The organism is Streptococcus sp. HMSC061E03 (genome assembly GCF_001813505.1).
In the GTDB taxonomy this organism is placed as follows: Bacteria; Bacillota; Bacilli; order Lactobacillales; family Streptococcaceae; genus Streptococcus.
Genome location: NZ_KV812807.1, coordinates 1 through 350, shown reverse-complemented (window position 1 = coordinate 350; position 350 = coordinate 1). Strand labels below are relative to the sequence as shown.

Below are 350 nucleotides of genomic sequence, written 5' to 3'. Positions count from 1 at the left end.
CTGGTTTTACTTTGAATTTCAACCTCATTGGATTCTTTTGCACTCCATCGACCATGAGCGGTGCAATTTTGGCTGTTCTTCGAACGACAATCGTTTGTTGGTCTCCACCACCTCGGATCGCTTCAAATGAAAGCATTGGAGCGAAGTATTGAAGCACCTTGATTGGTACGGTCACAACATTGGACTTGAGTCCACGACTATCAATGACATACGCTTCGACATTGTAATCGCCATAGTTTTTGAAGAATTGGAATGTGCCACCATTCGAGGTGATTGCCATCTTCTGACCTACGACCTCAGCATGGAATGCCTTGATTGTGGATCCGTAAGTGCCCTCCATCCCTTTGAAC

1 protein-coding gene is annotated in these 350 nt (G+C 45.4%); it reads right to left on the bottom strand.

Annotated features, from left to right (window positions below; all coding sequences use genetic code 11):
- On the bottom strand, positions 1-340 hold a 340-nt coding region (locus tag HMPREF2917_RS10755), incomplete at its 3' end, for a DUF859 family phage minor structural protein (protein ID WP_256324276.1).
- Positions 341-350: the final 10 nt, after the last annotated feature.